Origin of the sequence: Microbaculum marinum (assembly GCF_037855135.1) — a bacterium.
GTDB classification, from domain to species: Bacteria; Pseudomonadota; Alphaproteobacteria; order Rhizobiales; family Tepidamorphaceae; genus Microbaculum; species Microbaculum marinum.
Window position 1 is genome coordinate 116,854 of record NZ_JAZHOF010000004.1, and the last position, 20,558, is coordinate 137,411.

General features: G+C 67.4%; 21 protein-coding genes and 1 riboswitch. Of the genes, 8 read left to right on the plus strand and 13 right to left on the minus strand.

Features of this window, described 5'->3' with window-relative positions; genetic code table 11:
• Positions 1 to 70: 70 nt before the first annotated feature.
• Both V3328_RS10565 and V3328_RS10570 read right to left on the minus strand, forming a co-directional pair.
• The gene (locus V3328_RS10565) at positions 71 to 1,120 is read right to left on the minus strand and encodes a glycosyltransferase family 4 protein (RefSeq protein ID WP_340329619.1); all 1,050 of its coding nucleotides are present in this window, start codon (positions 1,118 to 1,120) and stop codon (positions 71 to 73) included.
• A gap of 10 nt (positions 1,121 to 1,130) precedes the next feature.
• On the minus strand, positions 1,131 to 1,931 hold the full coding sequence (locus tag V3328_RS10570; RefSeq protein ID WP_340329620.1) for a UDP-2,3-diacylglucosamine diphosphatase: 801 nt from the start codon (positions 1,929 to 1,931) through the stop codon (positions 1,131 to 1,133).
• A 202-nt stretch (positions 1,932 to 2,133) separates the two neighbouring features.
• Here V3328_RS10570 and V3328_RS10575 point away from each other — a divergent pair, with 202 nt between their 5' ends.
• Positions 2,134 to 2,913: an SDR family oxidoreductase gene (locus V3328_RS10575; RefSeq protein WP_340329621.1), complete on the plus strand. Its 780-nt coding sequence runs from the start codon at positions 2,134 to 2,136 to the stop codon at positions 2,911 to 2,913.
• Positions 2,914 to 3,025: 112 nt separating this feature from the next.
• On the opposite strand, the gene V3328_RS10580 is transcribed toward V3328_RS10575, so the two are convergent.
• Positions 3,026 to 4,354 carry an OmpP1/FadL family transporter gene (locus tag V3328_RS10580; protein ID WP_340329622.1) on the minus strand — a complete coding sequence of 443 codons (1,329 nt, stop codon included), beginning with the start codon at positions 4,352 to 4,354 and terminating at the stop codon, positions 3,026 to 3,028.
• Positions 4,355 to 4,641: 287 nt separating this feature from the next.
• Between V3328_RS10580 and V3328_RS10585 the strand changes: the two genes are divergently transcribed.
• The gene (locus V3328_RS10585) at positions 4,642 to 5,484 is read left to right on the plus strand and encodes a fumarylacetoacetate hydrolase family protein (protein ID WP_340329623.1); all 843 of its coding nucleotides are present in this window, start codon (positions 4,642 to 4,644) and stop codon (positions 5,482 to 5,484) included.
• 58 nt (positions 5,485 to 5,542) lie between these two features.
• On the opposite strand, the gene V3328_RS10590 is transcribed toward V3328_RS10585, so the two are convergent.
• The 4 genes from V3328_RS10590 to thiM are packed head-to-tail and all read right to left on the minus strand — an operon-like array spanning position 5,543 to position 8,884.
• Positions 5,543 to 6,634, minus strand: a complete 1,092-nt coding sequence (locus V3328_RS10590) for a TRAP transporter substrate-binding protein (RefSeq protein ID WP_340329624.1) — start codon at positions 6,632 to 6,634, stop codon at positions 5,543 to 5,545.
• Complete coding sequence (thiD, locus tag V3328_RS10595; protein ID WP_340329625.1) at positions 6,631 to 7,452, minus strand: bifunctional hydroxymethylpyrimidine kinase/phosphomethylpyrimidine kinase; 822 nt, start codon at positions 7,450 to 7,452, stop codon at positions 6,631 to 6,633. The genes V3328_RS10590 and thiD overlap by 4 nt, the downstream gene beginning before the upstream one ends.
• Positions 7,449 to 8,129 carry a thiamine phosphate synthase gene (thiE, locus tag V3328_RS10600; RefSeq protein WP_340329626.1) on the minus strand — a complete coding sequence of 227 codons (681 nt, stop codon included), beginning with the start codon at positions 8,127 to 8,129 and terminating at the stop codon, positions 7,449 to 7,451. The genes thiD and thiE overlap by 4 nt, the downstream gene beginning before the upstream one ends.
• Positions 8,126 to 8,884, minus strand: coding sequence for a hydroxyethylthiazole kinase (gene thiM / locus V3328_RS10605; protein ID WP_340329627.1), 759 nt, complete (start codon positions 8,882 to 8,884; stop codon positions 8,126 to 8,128). The genes thiE and thiM overlap by 4 nt, the downstream gene beginning before the upstream one ends.
• Before the next feature lie 77 nt (positions 8,885 to 8,961).
• Positions 8,962 to 9,068: riboswitch (TPP riboswitch) on the minus strand.
• Positions 9,069 to 9,126: 58 nt separating this feature from the next.
• On the opposite strand from thiM, the gene V3328_RS10610 reads away from it, so the two are divergent.
• Complete coding sequence (locus tag V3328_RS10610; protein ID WP_340329628.1) at positions 9,127 to 9,942, plus strand: alpha/beta hydrolase; 816 nt, start codon at positions 9,127 to 9,129, stop codon at positions 9,940 to 9,942.
• A 238-nt stretch (positions 9,943 to 10,180) separates the two neighbouring features.
• Entirely contained in the window at positions 10,181 to 10,417 is a 237-nt protein-coding gene (locus V3328_RS10615; RefSeq protein ID WP_340329629.1) for an Lrp/AsnC ligand binding domain-containing protein, read from the plus strand.
• An 18-nt stretch (positions 10,418 to 10,435) separates the two neighbouring features.
• Here the strand turns inward: V3328_RS10615 and V3328_RS10620 are convergent, their stop codons facing one another.
• On the minus strand, positions 10,436 to 11,398 hold the full coding sequence (locus V3328_RS10620; RefSeq protein WP_340329630.1) for a DMT family transporter: 963 nt from the start codon (positions 11,396 to 11,398) through the stop codon (positions 10,436 to 10,438).
• 143 nt (positions 11,399 to 11,541) lie between these two features.
• Here V3328_RS10620 and V3328_RS10625 point away from each other — a divergent pair, with 143 nt between their 5' ends.
• The 3 genes from V3328_RS10625 to V3328_RS10635 all read left to right on the plus strand — a co-directional run bounded on the left by V3328_RS10625 (position 11,542) and on the right by V3328_RS10635 (position 13,079).
• Positions 11,542 to 11,697 carry a DUF5993 family protein gene (locus V3328_RS10625; RefSeq protein ID WP_340329631.1) on the plus strand — a complete coding sequence of 52 codons (156 nt, stop codon included), beginning with the start codon at positions 11,542 to 11,544 and terminating at the stop codon, positions 11,695 to 11,697.
• An 8-nt stretch (positions 11,698 to 11,705) separates the two neighbouring features.
• Positions 11,706 to 12,308: a disulfide bond formation protein B gene (locus tag V3328_RS10630; protein WP_340329632.1), complete on the plus strand. Its 603-nt coding sequence runs from the start codon at positions 11,706 to 11,708 to the stop codon at positions 12,306 to 12,308.
• A gap of 177 nt (positions 12,309 to 12,485) precedes the next feature.
• Positions 12,486 to 13,079: a hemerythrin domain-containing protein gene (locus V3328_RS10635; RefSeq protein ID WP_340329633.1), complete on the plus strand. Its 594-nt coding sequence runs from the start codon at positions 12,486 to 12,488 to the stop codon at positions 13,077 to 13,079.
• A 146-nt stretch (positions 13,080 to 13,225) separates the two neighbouring features.
• On the opposite strand, the gene V3328_RS10640 is transcribed toward V3328_RS10635, so the two are convergent.
• The 4 genes from V3328_RS10640 to V3328_RS10655 all read right to left on the minus strand — a co-directional run bounded on the left by V3328_RS10640 (position 13,226) and on the right by V3328_RS10655 (position 17,700).
• Positions 13,226 to 14,737 (minus strand): malonate--CoA ligase, encoded by a 1,512-nt coding sequence (locus V3328_RS10640; protein ID WP_340329634.1) that lies wholly within the window; start codon positions 14,735 to 14,737, stop codon positions 13,226 to 13,228.
• A gap of 54 nt (positions 14,738 to 14,791) precedes the next feature.
• Entirely contained in the window at positions 14,792 to 16,108 is a 1,317-nt protein-coding gene (locus V3328_RS10645) for a TRAP transporter large permease (RefSeq protein WP_340329635.1), read from the minus strand.
• A complete protein-coding gene (locus V3328_RS10650; RefSeq protein WP_340329636.1) occupies positions 16,105 to 16,605 on the minus strand; it encodes a TRAP transporter small permease subunit in 501 nt (166 codons plus the stop codon). The genes V3328_RS10645 and V3328_RS10650 overlap by 4 nt, the downstream gene beginning before the upstream one ends.
• A gap of 105 nt (positions 16,606 to 16,710) precedes the next feature.
• Positions 16,711 to 17,700 carry a TRAP transporter substrate-binding protein gene (locus V3328_RS10655; protein ID WP_340330049.1) on the minus strand — a complete coding sequence of 330 codons (990 nt, stop codon included), beginning with the start codon at positions 17,698 to 17,700 and terminating at the stop codon, positions 16,711 to 16,713.
• 280 nt (positions 17,701 to 17,980) lie between these two features.
• Between V3328_RS10655 and V3328_RS10660 the strand changes: the two genes are divergently transcribed.
• Positions 17,981 to 19,768 (plus strand): SLC13 family permease, encoded by a 1,788-nt coding sequence (locus V3328_RS10660; protein WP_340329637.1) that lies wholly within the window; start codon positions 17,981 to 17,983, stop codon positions 19,766 to 19,768.
• On the opposite strand, the gene tam is transcribed toward V3328_RS10660, so the two are convergent.
• On the minus strand, positions 19,755 to 20,552 hold the full coding sequence (gene tam / locus V3328_RS10665; protein ID WP_340329638.1) for a trans-aconitate 2-methyltransferase: 798 nt from the start codon (positions 20,550 to 20,552) through the stop codon (positions 19,755 to 19,757). The genes V3328_RS10660 and tam overlap by 14 nt on opposite strands.
• Positions 20,553 to 20,558 lie beyond the last annotated feature (6 nt).

The window sequence follows — 20,558 nt, forward strand, 5'->3', positions numbered from 1 at the left end:
GGCAGGTGTCGATCAGCGGCCGGCCGGACCGGATCAGCCTACAGCAACCGGAAACAGCGGCAAGCGGCGATCAGCCGACGGCCGCCACCGGCTTTGCGACGCCGGCGCCGGGAACGCGGCCATTGGCCGTCCGCACGATGTCGGTGAAGGCCTCGGCGCTTCGGGACCAGTTGAACTGCAACGCCCGTTCACGACATGCCTCCCGCGGGATGTCGAGCGCCGCCAGCGCCGCTGCACGCAGGTCCTCGTCCAGCACCCCCGCCCCCGAGTCGCCGACCACATCGCGCGGTCCGGGCACCGGGTGGGCGGCGACGGGAATTCCGCAGCCCATCGCCTCGATCGATACCAGTCCGAGCGTGTCGGTGCGGCTGGGAAACACGAAGACGTCGGCGGCGCGATACAGGCGCACCAGATCGTCGCCGGTATGGACACCGAGGAACTTCGCCTCCGGGAAGCGACGCTCCAGCTCGGCCCGTTGCGGTCCGTCGCCCACCACGACCTTGGTGCCAGGAAGGTCCAGCGCCAGGAAGCCCGCGACGTTCTTTTCGACCGCCACGCGGCCGACATAGAGGAAGATCGGCCGCGGATGGTCGAGCGCCGCCGCCTCGCCCGGGCAGAACACCCCGGTATCGACGGCACGCGGCCATATCGCCAGCTTCCGGAAGCCGCGCCCGCTCAGTTCGTCGGCAAGGGTCTGCGTGGACACCATCGTCGCCAGGCCGGAATTGTGGAATCGGCGCAGCCAGGCATACGAAACAGAGGTAGGAACAGGCACGCGCGAGGCGAGATACTCCGGGAACCGGGTGTGGAAGCTTGTCGTGAAGCCGCGGCCCTGGCGACGGCACCAGCGCCGCGCCGCCATGCCTATCGGTCCTTCGGTGGGGATGTGCACGAATTCGGCGCCTGCCGCCTCGATACGCCGGCCGACGGAGCTCGGGCTGCACAGGGCGAGCTTGATCTCGCCGTAGGTCGGCAGCGGAACGGCCGGAAAGCCGTCCGGCGAAACGACGTCGATCTCGAGACCGTAGGCGGGGGTTTCGCGGCGCAGGCGGTCGAGGACGCGAACGACACCGTTGACCTGCGGATGCCAGGCGTCGGTGGCGATGACGAGCTTGTTCATCGCCGGGAGGTCACGCCGCCGCCCGGGCCGTTTCGATATCTGCGACAGGCTGCGAGGCGCGGACCACCGGCCAGTGGATCAGTTCGAGCGTCCCGTCCTCGTGTTCGGCAAGCGCCGTGCAGCTTTCCACCCAATCGCCGCAGTTCAGGTAGCGGACCCCGGACATCATCCGGTCGGCGGGATGATGGATATGGCCGCAGACCACTCCGTGCACGTCGAGCCGTGCCGCCTCGCTGGCCAGCGCCTCCTCGAACTCGCCGATGAAGTTGACGGCGTTCTTGACCTTCAGCTTCAGCCAGGCCGACAGCGACCAGTACGGAAAGCCGAGCTTGCGGCGCACAACGTTGAAATGGGTGTTGCAGAACAGCGCGAAGCTGTAGCCGACGTCGCCCAGCATCGCCAGCCACCGGGCGTAGCGAACCACCACGTCGAATTCGTCGCCGTGGATGATAAGCAGCCGCTGGTCGTTGGCGGTGGTATGGACCGCGCGCCGCACCACCTCGATGCCGCCGAAATGCGTGCCGATGTATTCGCGCAGGAATTCGTCGTGGTTGCCGGGCACGTAGACGATCTTGGCACCCTTCCGCCCCTTGCGAAGGAGCTTCTGGATGACGTCGTTGTGCTCCTGCGGCCAGTACCAGGTCCGTTTCAGACGCCAGAAGTCGATGATGTCCCCGACGAGGTAGATCGTCTCGGCATCGTGATGCTTGAGAAAATCCAGAAACAGTTCGCTTTGACACCCCTTGGTCCCCAGATGCAGGTCGGAGACAAACAGGCTTCGGTAGGTTTTTGCTTCCGACGGCTGGCTCAAGGTGACCCTCGCCCTGCTCTACAGTCTTTGGCTCATAAATTCGATTCCGTTGGCAGGATTATGACGTATGTCACACAGTTTCAAAACACTGTAGACCCATCGTTGCCATGCGCCTGTTACATATCAAAACCGCGCAGCAATGCATAGGTTCCGGTTCGCCCGGAGCAGGCCGGCAGCAGTCCGAACAGGGAGAGAAGCGCTTATGGATCTTGGAATTAGGGGAAAGCGTGCGATTGTCTGTGCGTCGAGCCGGGGCCTCGGACGGGCCTGCGCCGAGGCGCTGGCGGAGGCCGGCTGCGATGTCGTGATCAACGGCGTCGACGCCGATCGGCTCCAGCGCGTCGCAGGCGAGATCGCGGCCGCGACCTCGCAGAACGTCACCCCCGTCGCAGGCGACGTCAGCACCCCGGAGTGCCAGGAGGCGCTGATGGCCGCCTGTCCGCAGCCCGACATCCTGGTCAACAACAACGGCGGTCCGCCGCTGCGCGACTTCCGGCAGCTCGACCGCGAGGCGATGCTGAAGGGTGCGACCATGAACATGGTCACGCCGATCGAGATGATCCAGCGGGTGATCGAGCCTATGGCCGAGCGCGGGTTCGGGCGCATCGTCAACATCACGTCCTACTCGGTGATGACGCCGCTCCAGGGGCTCGACCTGTCCAGCGGCGCGCGCGCCGGCCTGACGGCCTTCGTCTCCGGGGTCGCCCGCCAGTTCGCCGATCGCAACGTCACCATCAACAATCTGCTGCCGGGCATGTTCGACACCGACCGGCTGCGCTCGACCTTCGGCCCGCGCGCTGAGGCGACGGGGCTGTCGGAAGAAGAGGTCGCCAGCCAGCGGCGCGCCACGGTGCCCGCCAACCGCTTCGGCGAACCGGCCGAGTTCGGCAACACCTGCGCGTTCCTGTGCAGCGTCCACGCCGGCTACATGACCGGCCGGAACATCCTGCTCGACGGCGGCTACTACGGCGGCAACTGGTAGCCGCAACCGCCGGCCTCCGGAGGCGGCGCAGGACCGGTCCGCCCGGGACCGGTCCTGCGCATCACGCGGGCCGCCCCCGCCCCCGCGACCTGGGTCGCCACCCGGCAGCCCGTCAGTTCTTGTAGACGATCTCCTCGACCGGTTCGGGCGCCCCGCCGAACCGGTACTTCAGGCCGACGGACAGGATGTGCACGTTGGCGTCGACATCGGCGGCAAAGGTCACCGGCGGCACGTAGAGCGGATTGCCGGGACCGATCGCGATCCGGGTGTCGAAGGTCGTCAGGAACGAGTAGCCGAAATTGAGCTTCAGGCGATCGTTCCAGTCGTAGGAGCCACCGATCGACAGCCACAGCCTGTCGTCGTCGGGAAGACGGATCGCGCGATCGGCGTCGTCGACCGGCGAAATCTCCCAGCCGACGCCGGCCCGCAAGGTCCACTGGTCGTTCCAGTCGTATTCGCCGCCCAGCGAGAAGAACCAGCCGTCCTTGTATTCGAAGGGCAGGAACGTCGCCGGCAGACCCGTCAGGTCGTTGGTGACCGTGAATGTGCCGAACCGGCTCCAGTTCGTCCACTCCGCCGTGCCCATCAGCGTGAAGGCATCGGTGAAGCGGTGGCTGAAGCTGGCGCTGATCATTTCCGGCAAGGTCGGCTCGACCGAGACGGGCAGCTGCGCCGTCAACGGGATCGTCAGGGTGCCGTCGACGGAGTGCTTGACCGGCGAGCGGTAGCCGATGCCGATCTCCGTATCGGGGCTGGGCGTGATCAGGATGCCGACCGTTGCGCCGACCCCGACATCGTCACCGGACAATTCGGCCGACGGGGCGAACGGTGCCGGCGACACCGCCTGGGTCAGCTTGATGTCGATGTACTCGACGCCGATGCCCGCGGCGAGCGCGAAATAGTCGTTGAAGCGGTAGCCGACGATCGGATTGACATTCAGCGAGAAGACCTCGGACTTGCGGCCGTAGATCTGGGCGGCGTGGTTGAAGTTGGTGTCGGTCGCCAGCCCGAACGGGCCGTTGATGGTCACGCCGAAATACCAGTTATTGTCGAAGTTGTAGGCCGCCGTCGCCGCCGGCACCCAGCCCACTTCACCGATGTCGCCGGGATCGCCGGCGAAGAACAGCGGGCTGCCGGGACCGAAGAGGCTGCCTGGGAACGGATCGGTGGTGACGTCCGTCTGCGGCAGGATCACCGACAGCGAGCCTTCGACCTCCAGCCCGTCGGCACAGGAGACCACCGCCGGGTTCCAGAAGGCGCCCGCAACGGAATCGCCGCATACCGCCTCGCCCGCGAATGAGGCGCCCTGCCGGTAGGCGCTCTGCTCGCGGATCGCGAAGGCGCCGGCGAACGCCTCGGTTGCGAGAAGTGTCGAAAGTCCAACCGCTCCCGCGGAAATGGCCGTCCACGATGTCGTGCCGCGTCGGTTAGCACAGCGCATATCGCCGTATCCTCCCAGGGCGCCTGTTCGACTCTTTTCGAGTTCTGATGCGATTCTGTGCAATCAAGTCTGCCAACCGCCGAACGGACGTGCAATTGCCCATAGATGCTACTGTCGCCCGTTTGCCATGCGCCGGGCCGTTTCGAACCATTTGTGACAATGGCGCAACATAGTTTTCCGCCAATACCGTCCTGCGCGGCGACAATCGGTCCGCGACCGGCTTGCGGGCGGAGGACCGATCACCGATTATCCGCGACCGTTTTGATCAATGATGTGAGGGAATGCTTATGAAACTTGTCCGGTTCGGCCCCGCGGGCAGCGAAAAGCCGGGTATCGTCGATGGCGACGGCACCATCCGCGATCTGTCCTCGATCGTCGACGACCTGACCGGAGACGCGCTGTCTCCGGCCGGCCTCGAGAGGTTGCGCGGCGTCGATCCCGCCTCGCTGCCGGCCGCGCCGTCCGGCGCCCGTCTCGGTCCGTGCGTGCCGATGCCGTACAATTTCCTCGCCATCGGCCTGAACTATGCCGACCACGCCGCCGAGACCGGCTCGCCCATCCCCGCCGAGCCGATCCTGTTCAACAAGGCGCCGACGTCGATCTCCGGCCCCAACGACGACATCGTGCTCCTCAAGGATTCCGTGAAGACCGACTGGGAGGTCGAGCTGGCCTTCGTCATCGGCACGGAATGCTTCAACGTGCCGGCCGACAAGGCGCTGGACCACGTCGCCGGCTACTGCCTGTGCAACGACGTCTCGGAACGCTTCTGGCAGACCGAGAGCACCGGCCAGTGGGTGAAGGGCAAGAGCGCCCCGACCTACGGTCCGGTCGGTCCCTGGCTCGTCACTGCCGACGAGATCGCCGATCCGCAGAATCTCGCCATGCATCTCGACGTCAACGGCAAGCGGATGCAGACCGGCTCCACCACGACGATGATCTTCGGCGTGATCGAGTTGATCGCCTACGCCTCGCGCTTCATGAAGCTTCTGCCAGGCGACATCGTCACCACAGGCACCCCGCCCGGCGTCGGCCTCGGCATGAAGCCGCCGGTGTTCCTGAAGGCCGGCGACGTCGTCGAGCTGTCGATGGAAGGCCTCGGCGAACAGCGCCAGAAGGTCGTCGCGCCGTAATTCCGAAGACTATACTCGATCGAAGGGCGGGGCCGTTGCGGCGCCCGCCCTTTTCGTTTCAGGCGATCCGGCCCGTCAGATACGGCGCGACCGACAGCTCCGACCAGCCCCCGAGCCGCGACAGGGCTGCGGTGTAGGACTCCGATATCTTGCGCGTCTGCGGCGATTTGGCCGCAAGCTCGGCGAGGACTTCGTTCGCCGCCGGCTTCGCGGCCTCGACGAGGTCGGCCGGGAAACGGGCGAAGGTCACCTTGCTCTGGTCGCGCAGCGAGGCGACCGCAACGCCGTTCATCCAGTCGGCTTCGGCCAGCCCGATCGACGCTTCCGCGGCGCATGCCATGGTGACCGCCGCCTGCAGGTCCGGCTCCAGCGCCTCGTAGGCGCCGGTCGAGACGATCGCCTCGCCCGTCCCGTTCGGCTTGTTGAAGCTCGGCCACAGATAGTACGGGGCGACCCGGTCGAAGCCGAGCGCGATGTCCGAGAACGGCCCGAGGAATTCCACCGCGTCGACGACGCCGGATTCGAGCGCCCCGAAGATCTCGCCCGGCGCGATGGCCACCGCATTGGCGCCGAGCCGCCGGAACACCTCGGCGCCGAGGCCGGCGGAGCGGATGTTCAGTCCCGCCAGGTCGTCGACGGACGTCACCGGCTTCTTGAACCAGCCGCCCATCTGGAAGCCGGTGTTGCCGGCCATGAAGGGCTTCACCCCGAAAGGCGCGTAGAGATCGTCCCACAGCGCCTGGCCGCCGCCGCGCTCGACCCAGGCGACGTGCTCGGTCGGCGTCAGGCCAAAGGGAACGGTCGTGAAGAACACCGCGCCGGGTACCTTGCCCTGCCAGAAGAACGAGGCCGTATGGGCGATCTCGGCGGCCCCCTGGGACACCGCGTCGAAGACGCCGAAGGCCGGCACCAGTTCGCCGGCAGCGAACACCTCGACGGTCAGCCGGCCGCCGCTCAGCGTGCCTATCCGGTCGGCGAGGCGCTGCGCGCTGACGCCCGGCCCGGGCAGGTTGGCGGGCCAGGACGTCACCATCTTCCACCTGGTGAGGCCCTGCGCGATCGCCGGCCGCGCCAGCGTCGAGGCGCCGGCCGCTCCGAGGGCTGCGGCGCCGGTCAGCGCCTGGCGGCGGGACAAGGTGGCTTTCGTCATCGTTTCTCTCCCGGCAGGTTCGGCCAGAGGGCATGGAAGTGATGAACCGGCCCCTGGCCGTGGCCGATCCGCAGGTCGTCGGCCGCCGCAAGCGCGGCGGTCAGATAGTCCTTGGCGGCGCGCACGGCCGATGCCAGCGGCGCGCCCGTCGCCAGTCCGGCGGCGATCGCCGACGACAGGGTGCAGCCGGTCCCGTGGGTATTGCGCGTGGCGATGCGCTCCGCCGCCAGCCGCACCACCTCGTCTTGCGTGACGAGCAGGTCGACGGACTCCGCGCCGGTGCCGTGGCCGCCCTTGATCACCACTGCCTCCGGTCCGAGATCGAGCAGGCGCCTGCCCTGCTCGAGCATGGCGTGCTCGTCCCCGGCCGGGTCCGCATCGAGCAGCCGGGCGGCCTCCGGCAGGTTCGGCGTGATCACCATCGCCATCGGCAGCAGGGTATCGCGCAGCGTCGCCACCGCCTCCGGAGTGATCAGCGGATCGCCGCTCTGGGCGACCATGACCGGGTCGAGCACGATGTTGCGGGCCGCAAACTCCGCAAGGCCGTCGGCCACCGCGCGGATGGTCTCGGGCCGACTCAGCATGCCGATCTTCACGGCGTCGACATCGAGATCGGTGAAGACCGACCTCATCTGGGCGCGCACGAACTCGGCCGGAACGTCGTGCACGCCCTGGACGCCGGTCGTGTTCTGCGCGACCAGGGCGGTCATCACCGTGGCGCCGTAGACTCCGAGGGCGGAAAACGTCTTGAGATCGGCCTGGATTCCCGCACCCGCGGTCGGGTCGGTTCCGGCGATCGTCACGGCGATCGCCGTCATGCCGCGCTCCCGGTTGCCGCGCCACGGGCCTCGAGCGCCCGGTCGACGGTGATTCGCAGTCCCCGCGCGGCCGCCTCGGCGTCGTCCGCCATGAAGATCGCCGAGATGATCGCGACGCCGTCGGCGCCCGCGCCGATCACACCCGGCACGCGCTCGTCGTTGATCCCCGCGATCGCGCAGACCGGCAGGTTCGGCCGTCTCGCCCGGACCCGCCCGATGAGCCGCGTCAGCCCGTCGATACCGACCGGCTTGTCGGGGTTGTCCTTGCTGAGCGTCTCGAACACGCCGCCGATCGCGACGTAGTCGATGGCGCCGATCGGGGCGGAATCGACGTCGGCCTCGTTCTTGATCGTCAGCCCGATGATGGCGTTCGGCCCGAGCTGGCGGCGGGCGTCGCGGGCGTCCATGTCGTCCTGGCCGAGATGGACGCCTTCGGCGGCGACGGCCAGCGCGACGTCGACGCGGTCGTTGATCAGCAGCGGCACGCCGCTGCCCCGCATCGCGGCACGGACGAGCCGCGCCTCCTCGACGAAGCGGCGCGTCGATGCCTGCTTGTCGCGAAGCTGGATGAGCGTTGCCCCGCCGGCCACCGCGGCGGCCGCGAGACTGCCCGGATCGCGGCCGCCGCTGCGCGTCGGGTCGACGAGGCCGTATAGTCTGAGATCGACAGGTATCATGAGATCCTCGCTTGCGCGCCGGCCTCCTCGGGCGTCAGCGCGTGAAGTGCGTCCAGGAACGCGGGAACGAAACTGCCCGGGCCGGCGGCCTGCGCGCCCGCCCGCTCCGCCGCAGCGGCGACGAAGCCGAGGCAGGCCGAGGCGGCCGTCACGGGATCGTCCTCGACTGCCAGAAATCCGGCCAGCAACGCCGTCGCGGCGCAGCCGGCCGCGGTGATCGAGGCCATCAGCGGATGGCCGCCGGCAATCCTCACCGCGCGGGCGCCGTCGGTGACGTAGTCGACCTCGCCGGTGCGCACCACCGTGGCGCGCGACGAACGCGCCAGCGCGTCGGCCGCCGCGTCGTCTCCGCCCGCGCCGGTCAGCCCGTCCAGTTCCGGCCGGTTGCCGCGGATCACCGTCGGTCCGCGCGCCAGGAGCTGCCTTGCGAGCGCCAGCCGTGGCCGCGACCGCTCCACGAAGACCGGATCGAGCGCCCACGGGGTGCCGGCTGCGCCTGCCACCCCGACCGCGACATCGATCGCCTCGCGGCGCAGCGGATCCAGGGTGCCGAGGTTGACGAGCAGCGCGTCGGCGCTGGCAACGAAATCGGGCAGTTCTTCGGGATTGACGGTCATCGAGGGGATGGCGCCGGCTGAAAGCAGCACGTTGGCGGTGAAGTTGACCGCCGCGGAATTGGTGATGCAGTGAACCCGGGGCCGGCGTTCGCGAAGCCGGGCAAGCGCGCCGGCGACCGCCGCGGAATCGATCGTCATGCCCGTCATCGACGCACGCGAACGCCCCGGCGGCCACGGAAACCCGCGGCACCTGAATTGTCGAACTTACGGCTTGCGAGATTGTTCATCTCATGTCCCTCCGCCGGCATGATCCGGATCAGGTTCAATGGGTTGACCGGCATTCGGCCTCTCAGTCCCGCACGGGACACCCCAATGAGATCGTGCTAGTCACGTAGCTGACATGCAGGCCGCTTTCAAGACCCGAGGAGCCCGGCACGAAAATGAACGCGACCGACTACGAGGCCGAATACAACAATCGCGCGCGCGTCCCGGAACATCCCGCCATCATCGAGGGCTGGGCGCGCGACGCCGCGGCTTTCCGGGAGCAGGCGGAGTGCGAAACAGCCATTTCCTACGGTGGTCGCGCGCGGAACCGGCTGGACCTGTTCCTCCCCGGCAACGGTGCGAAGGTCGATCGGCTCGCCGTGTTCATCCATGGCGGCTACTGGCAGGGCCTCGACAACAGCTTCTTCAGCCACATGGCGCGCGGCGCCCTCGCCCACGGGCTCGCCGTGGCGGTACCCACCTACACGCTGTGTCCGGAGGTGCGCATCGGCGACATCGTCGCCGAGATGCGGCTTGCCTGCGACTGGCTCTGGGACCGGTTCAGGGTGCCGATGGCTGTCTCCGGCCATTCCGCGGGCGGCCACCTCGCCGCCGCGCTGCTGGCGAGCGAATGGGAACCCGGCGGCCCGGAGATCGTCGCAGCTCAGCCGATCTCCGGCCTGTTCGACCTCGCCCCGCTTATTCCCACCAGCCTGAACGGCGCGCTCCGCCTCGACGAGGCGGAGGCGCGCGACCAGAGCCCGCTGTTCTGGCCGGCCCCGGCGGGACGCAGGCTGCACGCCTGGGTGGGCGGCGAAGAAAGCGGCGAGTTTCACCGCCAGTGCCGCGAGATCGCCAGGACCTGGGGAGCGGCCGGCGTCGAGACCTCCTGCACCTCGCTCGACGGGACGAACCATTTCACCGTCATCGCGCCGCTCGCCGACCCCGACAGCGAGATGACGCGGGACCTCGTCGCCCTGGCCACCGCGTAGGCGCGAGGCCGCTACGGCTCTTCCGCACGGCGCAGGACGCCCGATCGCTCCGCAGCGGGTCCAGGCCCGAAGGGTCAGCGGCTCTCGGGACCGAGAAGCCCTCACGAGAGCAATCGATCGCGACTCCGCCGGACTTGCCGTTTGTACCGGCATCTGGTCACATCGCGGCGACCCCCGGAACCGATTCCGGCGCGCGGGACGAAGCCCGCCCACCGTCCGACATCCTGCGGAGACGCGCATGATCCCGTTTTTCGTCCAGATCAAATGCAATCTCGGCCGCTCCTACGAGGTCGCCAACCAGATCGCCGACGCGGAAATCGCCTCGGAGATCTATTCGACCGCCGGCGACTACGATCTCCTGGTGAAGTTCTACGTCGACGCCGAGACCGACATCGGCCACTTCGTCAACGAGAAGGTGCAGTGCATCGAGGGCATCCGCGACACCTACACGATCATCACCTTCAAGGCGTTCTAGGCGCCTGCGCAGCGCCGGTCACACCGGCGGCAGGCCGGAGCGGCGCATCTCGGCGCGCTTGAGGCCGAGCCAGTGCTCGCGCCAGATCACCGCCAGACCGGCCGCGATGACCACGGTGGATCCGACCAGCACGATAGGCAGCGGCACCTCGCCGAACATCAGGAAGCCGAGCAGGATCGACCAGATCATCGCCGTATAGTCGAACGGCGCGATGACCGACGCCGGCGCGTAGCGGTAGCTCAGCGTCAGCAGTATCTGCCCGAACCCGCCGATCAGGCCGATCGCCAACAGGATCAGCGCGCCCTTCAGATCGGGCATGACCCAGCCGAACGGCAGCGTCGCCAGCCCCATCACCGACGTCGTGATGGAGAAGTAGAAGACGATCGACGCCGTCGTCTCCGATCCCGCCAGGTTGCGGATCTGGATCATCGCCAGCGCCGTCAGCGATGCCGCCACCACGGCCAGCAGGGCACCGAACGCGCCTTCGTCGCCCTTCCATCCGCCGCCGATGTGCGGCCACAGGATCAGGATCACGCCAAGGAAGCCGACGCTGACCGCGGTCCAGCGGAACAGGCGCACCGTTTCGCCGAGCAGCAGTGCAGCCAGCGCCACCGTCATCAGCGGCGAGACGAACTGGATCGCGGTCATGTCCGGCAGCGGCAGGAAGCGCAGCGCCGTGAAGAAGCCGATCATCGCGGCGCCGCCGAACGCGCCGCGCAGGATCTGGCCGCCGAGCCGGTTGGTCCGGAGCGCGGTCGGAAACTCCTTGCGGATAATCATCCAGACGATGAGCGGGCCGAGCGCGAAGAAGCTGCGCGCGAACATCAGTTCGCCCGTCGGGATCGTATCGGCCATGAGCTTCACCAGCGCCGCCATGCTGGTGAGCAGGAACGTCGCGGCGATCTTGAAGCCTATGCCGATGAGATGCTGCAGGGAATCCTCCGGTCGGTACGGAGAACCACGAAACGCGGCGCAGTACAATCGCCGCCGGCGCAGAGCCGCCCTGCTTCATCCGTTTGGCAAGCGGGCGTCGGGTGCTCCGCTGGTGTAGAGTTGCCCGCAAAAGCCCGATTCGATGGCTGCCCTCCGGAAGGTCGGCGGCTGGCCCACCGGAGACACAGCCGATGATGGCCCTGCCCTTCTTCACCGCCTTCCTGGCACTGCTCACCACCTGGCGCGGCTGGCGCGGCGCGACGATGGCGCTGTGGGCGCTGACGATCGTGGTGCTGCTGGTGCTGGTGAAGTTGCACTTCACCGACGCGCTCGACATCGACCTGTGAGGGAACAGATGATGACCCCGTCCCTCGCCCGCACGCTGAACGCACTCGGTCTCGTCGCCATTTCGGTGCCGCTTCTGTTCGCCTTCACCGACCAGTTCGTCAATCACGACCTGCCCTGCCCGCTCTGCCTGTTGCAGAGGGCGGGCTTCGTCGCCGCCGGCATCGGCATCGCGCTGAACGCGATCGAGCCGCGCCCCGCGCACTACGCCATGGCGATCGTATCCTCGATCGTCGGAGCGGCCGTGTCCCTGCGCCAGATCGCCCTGCATGTGGTGCCGGGCACGGGCGGCTACGGCGACCCGTTCCTCGGCATGCACTTCTACACCTGGGCCTTCGTCGTCTTCGTCCTGATCATCCTGGGCTCGGCGGCGATGCTGTTCCTGGAGGGACAGTTCGAGCCCGAGATCGGCTACCAGCGGCCGCGGCTTGCCGGACTCGGACTGTTCGCCGTCGCGTTGTTTGCCCTCATCGCGCTGGGCAACGCCGTCTCCACGGTTGCGGAATGCGAGCTCGGCCTGTGCCCGGACAATCCGACGACCTACCAGCTCTTCGAGGGACAGCCCGCCCAGGGGACGCCGCCGGACGACGGCGGTTCGGCAACCGCCCAGTGATACCGCCCAGTGATACCGGCCTGATACCGGCCTGATACCGACCTGATACCGGCCGCGGGATCCTGGCGCAGGACACCCGAAACGGGCGAAAGTCCGGCGACGGATTGAACGAACGGGGATACGCACCAGATTCGTGGTCGAATCCCCTTCCCGAAGTCCCTGTTCACACGGCCCCAGATGTCCGCCACCGACGACGACGCACTGCTAGACCTCGACCACCGCACCGGATGGCCGGCCGACCTGCGGGTCCTGCTGGAGCGTTATCCGCGCGAGGTCTGGGAGGAGCACCCCAATCTCGGCGACCTGTCCCGGTTCTGGCTCGGCCGGCACGACATGTTCCGCGAGCTCAACACGGGGTTGCTGTCCGCGGCCGACCAGCTCAAGGCCGGCACCGTGCCGGCCGAGGCGTTCCGCACCTGGTTCGTGCCGCGCATCCAGTTCTTCCTGCGGGAACTGCACGGCCACCACATGATCGAGGACCACAACTATTTCCCCATGCTCACCGCCACGGAGCCGCGGCTGGCGCGCGGCTTCGAGGTGCTGGAAGGCGACCACGAGATGATCCACACCGGGCTCCTGTCGCTGCAGGAGGCCGGCAACGGCCTGCTGCAGGCGCTGGCCGGCCCGAAGGACCGCGTGCAGTACGCCGCCGACGGCATGTCCGATGCGCTGTCGGGCTTCCTGAAGAGCCTGCACCGTCACCTCGGCGACGAGGAGGACCTGATCATTCCGATCCTGCTCGACCGTGGCGAGGGCGCTCTCGGCCACTGACCCGACGCACGGCCGTTCGTCGGGACACGCCCCACCTCTCACACGTCATCCCGGAAGCTGCCAGGCAGCTATCCGGGATCGCGATGGAACCGCAGGACCTGCCACCCCGGGCGGTCCGGACTCAGCCCCAGTCGCATCCGACCGGATCAGCCATACGTGTCCGCGTAGGACTCCCTGAGGACGTTCTTCTGGACCTTGCCCATGGTGTTGCGCGGCAGTTCCTCGACGAAGAACACCCGCTTCGGCAGCTTGTAGGCGGCGAGGCGTTCCTTGAGGCGGGCCTTGACGTGCTCCTCCTCGAGCACCACGCCCTTCTCGCAGACGACGACCGCCGTCACGCCTTCGCCGAAGTCGCGGTGCGGCAGACCGATGACCGCCGACTCCACCACGCCTTCCATGTCGTCGATCTCGCTCTCGACTTCCTTGGGATAGACGTTGAATCCGCCCGAGATGATCAGGTCCTTGGCGCGGCCGACGATGTGGACGTAGCCGTCCGGGTCGATGAAGGACACGTCGCCGGTGATGAAATAGCCGTCCGGCCGGAACTCGGCAGCGGTCTTCTCCGGCATCCGCCAGTAGCCCTTGAAGACATTGGGGCCCTTCACCTCGATGACGCCGATCTCGCCGTCCGGCAGTTCGGCGCCGCTGTCGGGATTGACGATCCTCAGATCGACCCCCGGCAGCGGGAAGCCGACGGTTCCCGCCCGGCGCTCCCCCTCATAGGGGTTCGAGGTATTCATGTTGGTCTCGGTCATGCCGTAGCGCTCGAGGATCCGGTGCCCGGTCTTCTCCTCGAAGGCCCGGTGCGTCTCGGCAAGCAGCGGCGCCGACCCGGAGGTGAACAGCCGCATCGACCGGGTCACATCGCGGTCGAGGCGGGGACTGTCGATGAGCCGGGTGTAGAAGGTCGGGACGCCCATCATCGCGGTGGCCTGCGGCATCAGGTCGAGCACCGTATCGGCGTCGAACTTCGGCAGGAACAGCAGCGACCCGCCCGCCATCAGCACCGTGTTGGTCGCCACGAACAGCCCGTGCGTGTGGTAGATCGGCAGCGCATGGATCAGCACGTCGTCGCCGGTGAAGCGCCAGGAGTCGACGAGCACCTCGGCATTCGAAGCGAGGTTCTGCTGGGTCAGCATGGCGCCTTTCGAGCGGCCCGTCGTGCCCGAGGTGTAGAGGATCGCGGCGAGGTCGTCGGCCGCCCGCGGCACGGTGGCGAACGTCGCGGGGAAGCCGGTGGCCCTGTCGACGATGGACCCCCGGCCCGCCTGGTCGAGCGTCTCGACAGACGCCACTCCGCCGGCTTCCGGCAGCGCCGCGACCTGGTCGCGGACGGCCGGGTCGACGACGACCACGGCAGGCTCGGCGTCCGAGATGAAATAGGCCAGTTCCGCCAGCGTGTAGGCCGTGTTGAGCGGCAGGTAGGCGGCGCCGGCGCGCACGCAGGCCAGATACAGGATCAGGGCTTCCGGCGACTTCTGCACCTGGACGGCGACACGGTCTCCGGGCCTGACGCCGAGGTCGACAAGCGCGCCGGCCATCCGGGCGCTTTCGCTCTCCAGGTCGCCGTATGTGAAGGCTCGCCCCTCGAGCGTGGTCAGGAAGGTCTTGGCGGGATCGGGAAACCGGGCCGCGATCCGGTCGTAAAGCGACGTCATTCTGAAGCAGTCTCTCGTTCTGGTCTCGCTATGGTCGACGCCCTCGGCCCCGGCTCAGCCGCCCGGCCCCATCAGCAAGTTCGGGAGCCAGGTGACGATGTCGGGAAAGATGCTCAGGATCACGATCCCCAGCACCATGCACAGCACGTAGGGCAGCGAGCCGCGCAGGATCGTCTGTAGCGATATATCCGGTGCAATGCCATTGATAACATAGAGATTCAGCCCCACGGGGGGCGTGATGAGGCCGATTTCCATGTTGATCGTCAGGATCACGGCGAACCAGTAGGGGTCGAAGCCGGCCTGGGTGATGATCGGCAGCAGGATCGGCGCGGTCATCAGGATCACCGCGACCGGCGGCAGGAAGAACCCCGCCACCAGCAGGAACACGTTGATCAGCCCCATCAGCACCCAGCGGTTGACGTCGAGGTCGCCGATCCAGCCGGCAATCGACTGGGTCACGAACAGCGACGACAGGGTGAAGGCGAACAGCTCCGAGGCGCCGATGATCATCATGATCATCACCGACTCCTTGAGCGACGACCGGAACACCGACAGCAAGGGCCCGGGCTTCCAGATCCGGTAGATGACGGCGACCAGCACGATGCAGAACAGCGCCCCGGCGCCGGCCGCCTCCGACGGCGTCGCGACGCCGCCGTAGAGCACGTAGAGGATCCCGACGATGATCAGCAGGAACGGCAGCACCCGCGGCAGCGCCTGAAAGCGCTCGCGGAACGAGTACCGCGTCGCCATCTTCTCGAAGCTGTAGCCGGCATACTTGCAGGCGATGATCGTCCAGATCATGAACAGCACGGTCAGCAGCAGGCCCGGCAGCAGCCCGGCGATGAACAGCCGGCCGATCGAGGTCTCGGTGGCGATGCCGTAGACGATCATCGTCACCGACGGCGGTATCAGGATGCCGAGCGTCCCGCCGGCCGCGATCGAGCCGGCCGCGATCGACTTCGGATAGCCGCGCTGGACCATCTCGGGGATGCCCATCTTGCCGATCGCCGCGCAGGTCGCCGGCGACGAGCCCGACAGCGCCGCGAAGATCGAGCAGGCCCCGATGTTCGACAGGACCAGGCCGCCCGGCACCCTGTTCAGCCACCGGTCGAGCGCCTCGTAGAGATCCTTGCCGGCCGGACTGGAGGCGATCGCCGCACCCATCACGATGAACATCGGGATCGAGACCAGCGCGAAGCTCGCAAGCCCTCCGAAGAAGGTCTCGCCGACGATCTCGATCGAATCGAAGCCCTCGGTCAGGATCAGCGCGGCGATGGACACGAGGCCCAGCGCGAAGGCGATCGGCATGCCGGTCGACAGCAGCACCAGCAGGACCACGAGGACGATGCCGCCCATGCCGAGCGGGCTCATGCCGCGACCCCGCCGGTGTCGCGTTCCGTGAGCTTCATCAGCTCGGCCACGTATTGCAGGCACAACAGCCCGATGCCGAACGGCATCGGCAGCAGCGGTATCCACAAGGGCAGCGCCCAGACGGTCGCCGTCTTCCAGCCGCGCGTCAGGGCCTCATGGAAGTAGAGCCAGCCCGACCACGCCAGCGCGATGCAGAACAGCAGGCCGAGGATCCCGGCGACCAGGCGCAGGACCGTCTTCGCGGAGCCGTCCAGCGCGTCGGGAAGCAGGTCGACGCCGACATGGCCCCGCTCCAGCAGGACCGAAGGCGATCCGAGAAAAGTTGCCGCGACGATCGCGTAGGTGACGAACTCCGTCTGCCAGACGGTCGATCCGTTCAGCACGTAGCGGACGAAGATCATCTCGCAGACGACGAGGATCGCCGCCACCAGCAGCAGAAGTGCCACGACCCCGCAGAGTCGCGACACCGCGCTGACTGCACGCACGTAGGCCCGCATTCGGTAGTCTCCCCCCTTGGATGACCGGCACCCAGGACCGGCGCCCTGGACGACCGGCAGAACCACCGGCGCCGAACGCTCCCTCCGGCGCCGGATTCGTCGGTGCTATTCGACGGCGAGCGCCTTTTCGATGAGCTCTTTGCCGCCCGGAACGTTCTCTTCGAAGTTCTTGTAGGACGACCCCTGGGCGATTTCGAGCCAGGCCTGGTAGTCGTCGCCCGACATCTCGACGATCTCCACGCCGTTCTCCTTGAACGTGTCGATCATCTCCTGGTCGATCTTCTTGGCCTCCTCGAAGAAGAAGTCCTCCGCCTTCTGGCCGGCTGCCATGATGGCGTCCTGCTGCTCCTTGGTCAGGTCGTCCCAGCTTCGCTTGGACATCAGGATCGGCTCGTACATGAACCACAGCGCGTTCGCTCCCGGCGCGGTCAGGCATTTGACCTGCTCGAAGAGACGATAGGAGACGAAGGACCCCGACGAGGTATTGGCCGCGTCGAGAACCCCGGTCTGCATGCCGGAGTAGATTTCCGATGACGGCATCGAGGCGATCGAGGCTCCGGCCGCCGCCAGCATCTGCTCGAAGGCCGGTCCGGCGGCCCGCGTCACCTGCCCCTCCATCGAGGCCGGATCGGTGATGCATTGCTTCTTCGAGGCGAACGCGCCGGCGAGCCAGGCATCCGCCACGACGATCACGTCGTTGTCCTCGATCAGTTTCTTGATGTCTGCCATGAAGTCCGAATCGTTCATCCGCTTGGCGCGGTCGTGGTTGCGCACGAGGCCCGGCATCAGGGTGGCCGAGAACTGCGGAACGCGTCCCGACGCGTAGTCGAGCGGGAACGCCGAGATGTCGAGCTGGCCCTTGGTCAGGGCGCCCCATTGCTCGGCGGGCTTGTAGAGCGAGGCGCCGGGATAGACCTGGATCTCGAGGCCGACATTGGCGTTGGCAACTTCGCGGGCGATGATCTGCACCATCTCGTCGCGGACGTCGCCCTTGCCGCCCGGCCATTGATGGGAGGCCTTCAGGGTCACGTCGGCGGCGAAAGCCCCTCCGGTTCCGATCGCCAGGGCCACCAGGGCGGCGCCGGTTGTCATCATGCATTTCATGAGCGAGTTCCTCCGATTGTTCTGATGGCAAACTATTGCGCCAGCGCAGCACGGATCACCGGTCCGGTCAATGTATCCATTATGCGTGGATCGGCGAGCCGAGCGCGTTGGCCTGGTCCTGGAAGGGCGAAGCCTGCGCCGGACCGCGGGGCCGGGGGTGTTGCTGCGATGCATCGCGCGGCAGGGGCCGGAATCCGGCCTCAGAATCCGCATGGCGTTTTCGACGGTTTGTGCGTTTACATCCGTCCTGTCCTCGTGTGGTCTCCGCATCATGCCCTTCCCTGATGAGTACAATGCGTTTATCGGCCTGGCCCTGCTGATCGCGCTGTTCGTCGCCTTCGTTCTGGAACGGTACCCGCCGGCCGTCATCGCCAGCGTCGGGGCCATCGCCTTCCTCAGCCTCGGCTTTCTGACGACCGACGAGATGATCGGGGTCTTCTCCAATCACGCCCCGATAACCATCGCGGCGATGTTCGTCCTGTCCGGGGCGCTGGTGCGGACCGGGCTGCTCGAGGCCGTCGCCTCGTTCGCCATCGCGAAGGCGGCGCGGAGCCCCGGTTTTGCGCTCGCCTCCGTGCTTCTCGGCGCGATGGCGGCGTCGGCCTTCGTCAACAACACGCCGGTGGTGATCGTTCTCATTCCGATCGTCATCCGCCTGGCGATGTCGGTCGGCTCGTCGCCCTCCCGTCTGCTGATCCCGCTGTCCTACGCGACCATCCTCGGCGGCACGTGCACGCTGATCGGCACTTCGACAAACCTGCTCGTCGACGGCGTCGCCCGGCAGGGCGGACTGGCGCCGTTCTCGATCTTCGAGATCACGCCGATCGGCATCGTCACCGCGCTCGTCGGCATCGGATACATGATGGTAATCGGACAGCGGCTGCTGCCCTCGCAGTCCGAACTTCCCGATGCCATCCAGAAGGAAGACGAACAGACCTTCCTGACCGAGGTCACCGTGCACCAGGACTCCGACATGGTCGGCGAGAAGATCGGCGCGCTGACCGAATTCAAGATCGGCGGGGTGCGCGTCATCGGCGTTCAGCGTCGCACGGGCACGCTGCGCGAAAACCTCGCCGAGGTGCAGATCGAGGCGGGCGACCGCCTGATCCTGCTCGCCCCGTCCGCCGAGGTGCTCACCCTGAACGACATGTACGGGATCTCGGTCGGTGCCACGAAGCGGCGGCAGGACCGGCTCGAGAAGACCGACACGCTGGTCGTGGAGGCGGTGGTCGCCACCTCGCCGCACGGTCCCGCCCACACGCTGAGCGACCACGACCTGCCGGGACGGTACGGTATCGTGCCGCTGGCGATTCATCGTCATCAGCACATTGCCGGTCCGAACCTGGCTTCGGTGCGGCTGCGCCCGGCCGACCTGCTGCTGCTCGAGGGCAGGCCGTCGGCCCTGGCCGCGCTCGCATCCGACAGCGAATTCGTCACCATCTCGCAGACCAAGGCGCGTGCCTATCGCCGGGCCAAGGCGCCGCTTGCCATAGCCGCGCTGGTCGCCGTGGTGGCAATGGCGGCGCTGAACGTGATGGACATCGGCGGGCTGGCGCTGATCGCGGCAACCGTGTTGCTGCTGACCCGCTGCATCGATCTCGACGAGGCGCTCGGGTCGATCAACGGCAGCGTGCTGCTGCTGATCTTCGCGATGCTCGCGATCGGCATCGGCCTGGAGAATTCCGGCGCGATAAAGCTCATCGTCGACGCGATCTCGCCTGTGCTGCAGGGCACCTCGCCGATCCTGTTGCTCTTGGCGCTCTACACGCTGACCTCGGTCCTCACCGAGATGGCGACCAACAATGCCGTCGCCGTCATCGTCACGCCCTTGGCGATCGGCCTTGCCCAGTCCCTCGGCGTCGATCCCCGCGCCTTCGTGGTGGCGGTCATGTTCGGCGCCAGCGCCAGCTTCGCCACACCCATCGGCTACCAGACGAACACGCTCGTCTACGGCGCCGGCAACTACCGGTTCACGGACTTCCTGAAGGTCGGCGTTCCGATGAACATCATCGTCGGGATCGCCACATGCGCGGCAATCGCCCTGTTCATGGACCTGTAGGAGCGACCCGCCCGTTGCGGACCGCGACCAGGAACAGCCGCGGAAACCAGAGCAGCGCCTTGCCGTCGGACCGAACCGGATAGGCCGCCGCGATCCGGCTTTCGTAGGCCGCCAGGAAGGCCTGCCGATCGCCCTCGTCGAGCGGATCGACGTAGGGTCGGAGCCCGGTGCCCTTCACCCACTCGACGATCGCCGCTGCGCCGTCGAGGGGATGGGTATAGATCGTGTGCCAGATGTCGAAGCTCGCCGACCAGGGTGCGAGCCGGTCGTAGTAGACCTCCTTGCCCGGCAGCGGGTCGCGCGCCAGGCCGGCGGCCTCCAGCCGGTCCGCCCACGGCCCGTCGGCAGCCGTCTCCGCCATCGCGACGTGGCTCGGCTCGCCGAGGTTGTCCGGCATCTGCACGGCGAGCACGGCGCCCGGCTTCAGGGCGGCCAGGAGGCGCTCCAGCACGTCGAGATGCCCCGGCACCCACTGGAACACGGCGTTCGAGTAGAGCAGATCCTCGTCGCCGTCGGGCGACCATCCTGCCACGTCCGCCGTGAAGAAGCGGCAGCCGGGAAGACGCCTGCGCGCCGCCTCGAGCATGTCGTCCGAGGTATCGAAGCCGGACACCGCCGCATCCGCCCAGCGGTTGACCAGCAGTTCGGTGGAGTTGCCTGGCCCGCAGCCGATGTCGACGATCTTCTTCGCGGCCTCGAGCGGCACCCGCGCGACCAGCTCCGCCGCCGGCCGGGTGCGCTGGTCCTCGAACTTCAGGTACTGGGAGGGGGACCAGGACGGCACTGAGGC

Coding starts and splice junctions, on each gene's coding strand:
- V3328_RS10565 (WP_340329619.1), bottom strand. CDS start 1,120: ATGAACAAGCTCGTCATCGCCACCGACGCCTGGCATCCGCAGGTCAAC.
- V3328_RS10615 (WP_340329629.1), top strand. CDS start 10,181: ATGATCCCGTTTTTCGTCCAGATCAAATGCAATCTCGGCCGCTCCTAC.
- V3328_RS10580 (WP_340329622.1), bottom strand. CDS start 4,354: ATGCGCTGTGCTAACCGACGCGGCACGACATCGTGGACGGCCATTTCC.
- V3328_RS10635 (WP_340329633.1), top strand. CDS start 12,486: ATGTCCGCCACCGACGACGACGCACTGCTAGACCTCGACCACCGCACC.
- V3328_RS10625 (WP_340329631.1), top strand. CDS start 11,542: ATGATGGCCCTGCCCTTCTTCACCGCCTTCCTGGCACTGCTCACCACC.
- thiD (WP_340329625.1), bottom strand. CDS start 7,452: ATGACGGCGATCGCCGTGACGATCGCCGGAACCGACCCGACCGCGGGT.
- V3328_RS10655 (WP_340330049.1), bottom strand. CDS start 17,700: ATGATGACAACCGGCGCCGCCCTGGTGGCCCTGGCGATCGGAACCGGA.
- V3328_RS10585 (WP_340329623.1), top strand. CDS start 4,642: ATGAAACTTGTCCGGTTCGGCCCCGCGGGCAGCGAAAAGCCGGGTATC.
- thiE (WP_340329626.1), bottom strand. CDS start 8,129: ATGATACCTGTCGATCTCAGACTATACGGCCTCGTCGACCCGACGCGC.
- V3328_RS10640 (WP_340329634.1), bottom strand. CDS start 14,737: ATGACGTCGCTTTACGACCGGATCGCGGCCCGGTTTCCCGATCCCGCC.
- V3328_RS10645 (WP_340329635.1), bottom strand. CDS start 16,108: ATGAGCCCGCTCGGCATGGGCGGCATCGTCCTCGTGGTCCTGCTGGTG.
- V3328_RS10660 (WP_340329637.1), top strand. CDS start 17,981: ATGCCCTTCCCTGATGAGTACAATGCGTTTATCGGCCTGGCCCTGCTG.
- V3328_RS10575 (WP_340329621.1), top strand. CDS start 2,134: ATGGATCTTGGAATTAGGGGAAAGCGTGCGATTGTCTGTGCGTCGAGC.
- thiM (WP_340329627.1), bottom strand. CDS start 8,884: ATGACGATCGATTCCGCGGCGGTCGCCGGCGCGCTTGCCCGGCTTCGC.
- V3328_RS10610 (WP_340329628.1), top strand. CDS start 9,127: ATGAACGCGACCGACTACGAGGCCGAATACAACAATCGCGCGCGCGTC.
- V3328_RS10590 (WP_340329624.1), bottom strand. CDS start 6,634: ATGACGAAAGCCACCTTGTCCCGCCGCCAGGCGCTGACCGGCGCCGCA.
- V3328_RS10650 (WP_340329636.1), bottom strand. CDS start 16,605: ATGCGGGCCTACGTGCGTGCAGTCAGCGCGGTGTCGCGACTCTGCGGG.
- V3328_RS10630 (WP_340329632.1), top strand. CDS start 11,706: ATGATGACCCCGTCCCTCGCCCGCACGCTGAACGCACTCGGTCTCGTC.